The sequence below is a fragment of the Prevotella pallens ATCC 700821 genome, from assembly GCF_000220255.1.
GTDB classification, from domain to species: domain Bacteria; phylum Bacteroidota; class Bacteroidia; order Bacteroidales; family Bacteroidaceae; genus Prevotella; species Prevotella pallens.
The window spans coordinates 385798-393326 of the sequence record NZ_GL982514.1 but is presented as its reverse complement, the minus strand read 5'-3'; the positions used below and the strand labels follow the sequence as shown (position 1 = coordinate 393326).

Annotated in this window: 2 protein-coding genes and 3 pseudogenes; all 5 read right to left on the bottom strand. The window is 37.7% G+C overall.

Annotated elements, in window-relative coordinates:
• Positions 1 to 192 (bottom strand): annotated as a pseudogene (locus tag HMPREF9144_RS13865) (IS256 family transposase, variant Zn-binding type); the annotation flags it as partial.
• A gap of 6 nt (positions 193 to 198) precedes the next feature.
• Positions 199 to 246, bottom strand: a pseudogene (locus HMPREF9144_RS14105) (hypothetical protein); the annotation flags it as partial.
• Between the two features lie 80 nt (positions 247 to 326).
• Positions 327 to 692, bottom strand: a pseudogene (locus HMPREF9144_RS10785) (hypothetical protein); the annotation flags it as partial.
• Positions 693 to 1365: 673 nt separating this feature from the next.
• Positions 1366 to 3594: a PIN domain-containing protein gene (locus HMPREF9144_RS10780; protein WP_006046102.1), complete on the bottom strand. Its 2229-nt coding sequence runs from the start codon at positions 3592 to 3594 to the stop codon at positions 1366 to 1368.
• Between the two features lie 2 nt (positions 3595 to 3596).
• Positions 3597 to 7520 carry a sacsin N-terminal ATP-binding-like domain-containing protein gene (locus HMPREF9144_RS10775; RefSeq protein ID WP_112317133.1) on the bottom strand — a complete coding sequence of 1308 codons (3924 nt, stop codon included), beginning with the start codon at positions 7518 to 7520 and terminating at the stop codon, positions 3597 to 3599.
• Between the last annotated feature and the right edge of the window lie 9 nt (positions 7521 to 7529).

The window sequence follows — 7529 nt, the reverse complement described above, 5'->3', positions numbered from 1 at the left end:
TTTGGGGTAAGTAGCAGTAAAACTATCCACCACTAAACTTAACCTACGTCGTATGGTTCGTTCTGAGCATTTATAAAGAATGGATAGGTCTGAGATTGTTCTATTTGCAGCAAGATAGTCATTCCAGAGAGACACATTATTTATACGTAATCCACCTTGGAATTGCCTACCACAATCCCTGCAAAGATACATCTGAACATTACGTCGATGACCATTCTTTTTAACATTTGAGCTGTTGCAGAATATACAGTTTTTTTATTCATAGGTTTTCAAATGCTGCAAAGGTAGTAAATAAAAGCGTTTCGTGAGGTTTCAGCCTACCAAATGTCCATTACGCCAAAAATTTTAATTCCGTCACTCGGCATAACCGCCATCAGCACCTTAATCAATTTATCTTGCTCAATAGTTTCATAAAAACCGTTCACATGAGTCTTAGGCTCAATCATTGACTCTATGGTTCCCAAAGGAAGATGGATAACCAGAACTTCCTTCCCCAAGCCTGCTGCACACTTTCGATATGTGCTAAATCTTATATCCTTTTCCATCTTACAAGCTTTAAGGAAATTTGAATACTCGATGCCACTTATATGAGCTGCTTCTTTTGCATTTTCACATAAAAGAGCTAAACCCTCAAGTGTAGGGCTACTAATAAAAAGATGCCCTTTGGGTTTTAATTTGTTTTTATTAGCCATAATATATATATAATTGTAATTATTATGGCTGCAAAGTTCCTAATGAAACAGGCTTTAGATAGAATATTAAAATACCATTTTCTGGTGGTATAATACCATTTTACATATTGATAATCAACGGTATAAATATAAGATAGGGACCATCAGTGCAAGGTGCAAGACCTATCTATATATATAGGCTTGCACCTTGCACTGAAAATTGTAGCCAAAGAATCTCTAAAACATTTTCTCTCAAATATTTGGAGGAAGTTCATTTTTTTAGTACTTTTGAACCCAAGAAACACAAGAGCGTGTTTCAAGCAGCAGTATCCACGTGTACTCTCAAAATACTCTGTTGTGGCTACAATCTGGCTACACAGAAAAAAAAGAAAGTTTATAAAGAACTATGATACAAGGAGATACAAGGAATATTCATTTTCCTCTCTCTCCGCAAACAAGGGTGTAAATCAACGAGTTACGTGATTTACACCCTTTATTACACCCGAAAAGTTTACAAAGGAAAAGGATATTACATTGTGTGGTTCTAAGAATACCATCGACCAGTACTTGCAGTTGATATGTGTATTCGTATGCCATCTCCTGCATGTTTTCAACGCGGGATTGCATAATCCACTATGACGATGGTAATTTCAAATAAAGAATACTTGTAAGGTCATAGTGGATTTATGTTGTATTACCTTCTTTCCGAAAGAAAATCTTGCAATGATATTGTTTTTATACCTAGACCAAGTGCCTTCGATTGCAAGAGGTTGTCTGATGTTAGCAATATGGGATTCTTATCTTCTGCTTTATATTTCAATGCAACAGAAAGAATAAGACAATCGGCCTTTTGTGCATCAAATCCTTTTGGAAGTAATGAGGAATCCCCTTCTTCCATGCTGGAATAGTTATTAAGAAAGGCTTTGTTGATATTTTTTACTGCATCGCTTAGTGCTTTCTTGTCTATACTTTGTTTCAATTTTAAGCGATCGAGTTCCTCCAATACTGTAGTCGGTATTACGACTTTGTATTTTCCTACTTTTGAGATAATCGTTGGACATTTCACAAAAACATTGGTGTCAATTATAAAGATATTCTCTTTATATTCAACTATTTCTTTCAAAGGTTTTTCCGGAAGAGAAATTTTTCCGAGAACGGTCACCTTCAAATCACCAGCAGTTATGGTCTGAGTCGTGGAAGGCTTGAATGTTGCAACTTTGTTTTCGTCGATTTTCAGAAAGAAACGTCTAACTTCATCTGACATGATGCTTTTAAGAATCATCCTATCTGCTACAATAATTGTACAACGGCTTGCACGAGAGGTTGCGACATTGAAAAGTTCACTCTCAAGAGAATAACTCACAGAAGCATTGGGGATGAGAAAAATGGTATAATCGACTGTTAATCCCTGAATTCTATCTACTGTTTCTATTTTAAGATTATCAGGAATTTCCTCACTTTGCAACTTCGTCATGAATGTCTTTTGCAGTTCCTTGACTGTTTCTTTAAACTTAGAAAGAATTGCTATTGTGGCATCCGAACATTCTGTAAAGATTCGTTCTGTCAAATCATAGATTGCGTTTAATGCGTTATTAGGCTTCTTATTACCAACCTCAAGTTCTAAAAATAGGGAAGACGGTCCACCCTGTTTATTCAACTCATGCAATGAGGTCTTCACTTCATCAATCTTTGCAACAGAATTTAGCTCATTGTTGTAGAATATACCAGTGAAATCTGCTCCACGTTTTGTCAAACGAAATGTATCACTCAACATAAATGTAGGCATAACGATATTATTGCAAAGAGTGTCAAAACCCTTCACGATAGGGTTCCACCCCTGCGTGTTTATTTTGTCTTCATTGGTTTTTATAATAGGAGCAAGTTGATTTTGGTCTCCTATCCATACCACTTTTCTTCCCAACTTCTTAGATGCAGCAATCATTGGTAGCAGTGCCTGACTGGCTTCGTCCATGATGACATAGTCAAAAGGAATCATTTCTTGCACGTCTTTTGCCCAGCCACTTGAAATATAAAACGTAGCAAGAGAAAGATGGCCTGACGCAGCATTGCAAACATTTCCTTCATTAGGCATTAAATTGGGTAGTTCGTGCCTTTCATCTATAGTCAAGCTTGTCTTCGAGATTCTACCATTTCTGAGATACGGCTCTAAATCTTCTTTAGAAGCAACTACTTTTAAAGCTTCATTTGTGAGGGCTGTTACCAAAACACTTTTTCCTTTAGACAAAAGTTGTGCTATCAACTTTGCCATTCTATATGTTTTCCCCGTTCCAGGAGGACCTTGAATAGCAACATGATTATGAGATTCCAAACTTCTCAGAATCTGAATGTTCAAGTCTTCTGTCGCAGTAACCCTTTGAGGATTCCATACACTTTCCCCCTCTGTATAATCCAAAATTTCATTTATTGTGTCACATTCAGAGTTTTGGACTATGTCTTTCAAATTAAGGATGTATTTCAATGGAGGGTCATTAGGACCAAATGCAATAATAGGATGTTGGGATTCCAGTAAGTCTGCAAAATCAATGGTCGTATTCTTTACTCCTATCAAACAAAAATCTGGATTTTCCGATTTTGAAATCCAAGCGCAATGCACATCAGAGTAATTGCTTTGATATTGTTCCCGAAGAACAGCCCAAGACAAGTCTCCCCAATTCTTATAACTAGCCATTTCTCCTATAAAGCATGATGCAGTCCAGAAAGAATTTTTACGTGGCAAATTGTCTGAAATACGCACTTTGAAAATGGCAAAGTCTCCTCTAAATCTAATAAATTTACCTACAAAAACTTCTCCACGTTCTTTAAGAACTGTAGCTTTAGTTCCTATCAAACGACCATATTCTTTCATCTGAGTATCATACTCAGATGAAAGAAATGCTATATAATCTTCTCTCTTAAGCTTCATAGTTAAAGGTCGTCATCACTTGTTTGAACTTGAGAACCTTGCTGCTTAGCATAAATGTCACGAACACTTGTGGCGTTTGTCGCAATATGGAATTTATCAAAGTCAAAATGTAGATCTTTGAAGTAATGAAGTGTTTCTGCGAAAGTTGAAACTCTATCCGTAAATTCTTCTTCATTCAAATTCTCAGAGCTGAAAGTGATAGAAATCTTGGATTGGTTCATGATCAAATCACCCTGAGGAATTTCAACGATATCCAACATGCCATTAACTCTAGTATACACCAAAAGCTTGGCGTCATCCCGAACTACTGCATCCCACTCCTCAGGGTTAATCTTAAAGGTCGCTGTGCGATCTTTATAGCTTTTGAGAACGATGTTACGGTTTTCACCTGTTTCATCAGTGATGCATATTGTAGAATAGCAATAAGGGTTCCCCTCATTGTTGCATTCTCCATATCCTTTGGGGAAGGTCCAATCATGGCGAATTTCCATTAGTTTCCGCTGAGCCTCAAGCTGGGCTTCGTACATTCTCTGTTTAGACAAAACCTCGTCACTATGCCCCATGAAGATATCGTTTGTAGTTGTGGTATCAATGCTAGGAGCAATAAGCCAATCGGTAGTAAGCCCTTTATCTTGAAGGTACTCAACTATATCATCGTATTTGTTGGTAATCAAAAGAACAAATAGTTCCTTGTCGTAACCTCGAATACCTAAGTACTTGCATAGAGGTGTGAGGAGAGGTTCTATTTTGCTGGGCTTCAAACTCCCTATATAATAGAATGTGTTGTCTTCAGCGAATGTGGTACGCTCTACTGTGTCTTCCCTATCTCCGTAGGATAGTTGAATTCTATCACAGTGATAAAAAATACTATTCTTAATTCTAGTCGTAACAGACTCTTTGCAAGCATCATACGAGGATGACTTTGCTAAAGAATTTTTTAATAGGGCTATATATTGCACCTTACCTTCGAGTAGAGATTTTAATTCTCGGCTTTCCACCTTTCCCTCATATTCTGGTGAAACTTTATCAATCACTTGAACTCCCAGATTCTTTAGCAACTCGGCCATAGCATCTTTGTTTGACTCAGAAACTTTGCCAACATAGACTTTGCTATCTGAGTTGAATCCATCGATGGTAACATATGAGAGAACTGAAGGATAGGAATATTCACCATCTTTCGAGGAAAGTATTTTATGTTCTGCCCCCCATTCTTTGATTTTTGAGGAGCTTTGCCATCCACGATCAATGATTTCGGTGTAAATCGATACAACTCTCTCCTTGTTGTCCGTGTCCTTGTCTTTGGCTATTTCCTCTAAGATAAAAAGGAAATCCTGTAGCTCCAATTTATCCTTCAAGTTCAAATAGCTCACCCATTCCTCGCTGACTGAGAAGTCAAGATTAATAACCGGTAGATAGTGGCCTGCTATTTCCTTAATCTTAGGAATGGAGTTGCTAAACACAGATGTAGCCTTCTCACAGGTTTGGAGCTGGGTAGGAATAACACTGCAGTTGCGGACCAACCATTCGAAGTAGTTTATCTCCCCTCCCTGCTTAATAAGCAAGTTTCCTATAATTGTGCGCTTCCATGTACCAGAAACACCACTTAGATCGTTTACACAAGCATTTATTGAAGATGGTGAATACTCGCTGATAATATATGCGAAAACAATCTTTGAAAAAGCGTATTTATCAGCTTGTTCTAAAAATGAGTAAGAACTATATGTTATTTGGGAAGGAGAAAAGTAATAGTTATTGCCAATAAAGCTTGTCCAATACTGTCTTCTGGAAACATTGATGATGTTTTCAAAAAACTCTCGGTCAAAGCGTTTGGTATCTGTCGCTTCTGCTACAGAAAGACTTTTTACGCAAGGCGAGATTTCTTCTGCTACACCTAGCGTTTTGAAAAACGCTTTCCAATCACTGATTGTGTCTTTTGCTTCTAAGTATTCCTCAGAAACAAAAATGTCCTCCTCGATATGGTTTTCTATGTTGATAAAAGGCTTGAATTTAGCTCCGAAGAAAAGGTTAGATACAGCCTTAAGTCTTCCTTCTTTTGTCAGAATAGGGAAATTTGTTAGATTAGAGCGGCTGATGCTCTCAAAGTGGTTTCCTTTCTGATAGCATTTGAACAGGAATCGACCATATATAACCGCGTTTTCCTCTGTTACAACATTTGGGTGCTTGAACAGATCTTCCACATAGCTACTTTCATCTAGCTCTTGAACTCCTAACTTTTGAAACCATTCGATGCTCTCGCTCTGCTTTTTATAGTAATCATAAATTGTTTGAGCCATCATGATTACTTCCTCTGCTAGCTCGTTCTCTGATTTATAATCGGAAGGGAAGAACATTTGGGAAGGTTTGCTTGCGTTCCCATTCTCGTCTAAGATAAATGGTGTGTTGCTCAAGATGGAGAGAATCTCGCTGTTGTTTACTCGATTGCAAAACTCATGTAAAAAGTTGATGAGTTTGAGGTCTTGTTCCACTGAAAGACTAGAAAAAACATATTGATTTTCAAATAGGTTAGGCAATAGGTCCTCACTGAAAACAAAGACACCATAGGACTTCAGAATGCTAATGCCCGCATCAGCAATCTGTCCATAATTTGCAAAAATCTTTTGCTCAGAAGTTTCGATATGGTTAATGAACTTGTCAACACCTATTACCTCTGAAATTCCAACACTATCGATCCAAGCCTCAGATGCTTTCAAGAGTGAGTCTGATTTAGCGGCTGGTAAGAATGCTATATCCTCTATTGCTTGTAGCAATGCATTTTGAAATGTTTTGGTAAGCTCGTCACTGACTTTTGCGACTTTGGATGGAAGGACTCTGTGATATGTCTTATAAGTATGTGAAAGTTCCGCTATCCATTTGAGATATAAAGTTGGGGCTTCTTTGAAAATCAGCTTATTCCATTCTGAGTCTTGCTGAAGTTGTTGTCTTCCTGCATCTGTGATAAAGTTGGCGTTAATGAGAAAGGGGGCACCAAGATTGCCATAAGAAGTAGGTAAAAATGTATAGGCTACTGCATTTTCAACCTTATGCAGCTCTCCTTTATCATTTACAGATATAGCAAAAGAAACCTCTATTTCACTGGCGTCCTTTAGTTTTTGAGGAACTGAAGCCGGGTTTTGAGCGATATATTGCTTAACTTCCTTAGTGACAGAAATTGTACTTGATTTAATCAACCATCTGCTGACTACCTTATCGTCAATTAGAAGAGAAATTTCTCCATTATTTTCTTTTCGAGCTACCTTTCTTACGAGAGTATCACTGTTGTAGAACGCAATGGAAACGTCTTGAGCATTAAGAAAAAGCAAAAAATTGAGTCCTTTAAGGAGTTCATCCACTTTGGGGACCAAGGAAGCCGTATCTGTTAATCGAATATAGGTAATAACATTAAATGCTTCGTCCTCCACTTCAAAAGGAACTATCGCTTCTATAGGAATGATTTGCCAGGGAATATCTTCAGGAGAAAGTTTTCCATCTGGCATATCGGATGGCATATAATCTATGCTATCCTCCTTATCGAACTTAAAACAAAAGGGACCACTCTTTACAAAAACCTGCGTTGACTTCATAAAGACAGACTTGAAGCCAATCCCTTTATATCCAACCTTCTTTACGTTGGCTGCTTTACTGCCATTTCCTACGTCAGATAGCCCTTCTATGTCTGCTTCTGTGAAGGCAGCTCCATTATGCATGAACAGCAAGTAATTGTCTCGGATTTCAACTCTAATTTTAAGAGACTCTCCTTCGACATCCACAAAAGCATCTATTGCATTTTGAAGCAATTCATAAACGAATCTTTCCTCTTCTGTATAAATACCAGATGAGAGGAGGTTCAAGGACTGCGCTTGTGTCCTTGCTTGCGACGCATAGTTGTAATCTGTGCGTTTTCTTTGTAATTCTGAAAGAAAAGACATTACCTTAAA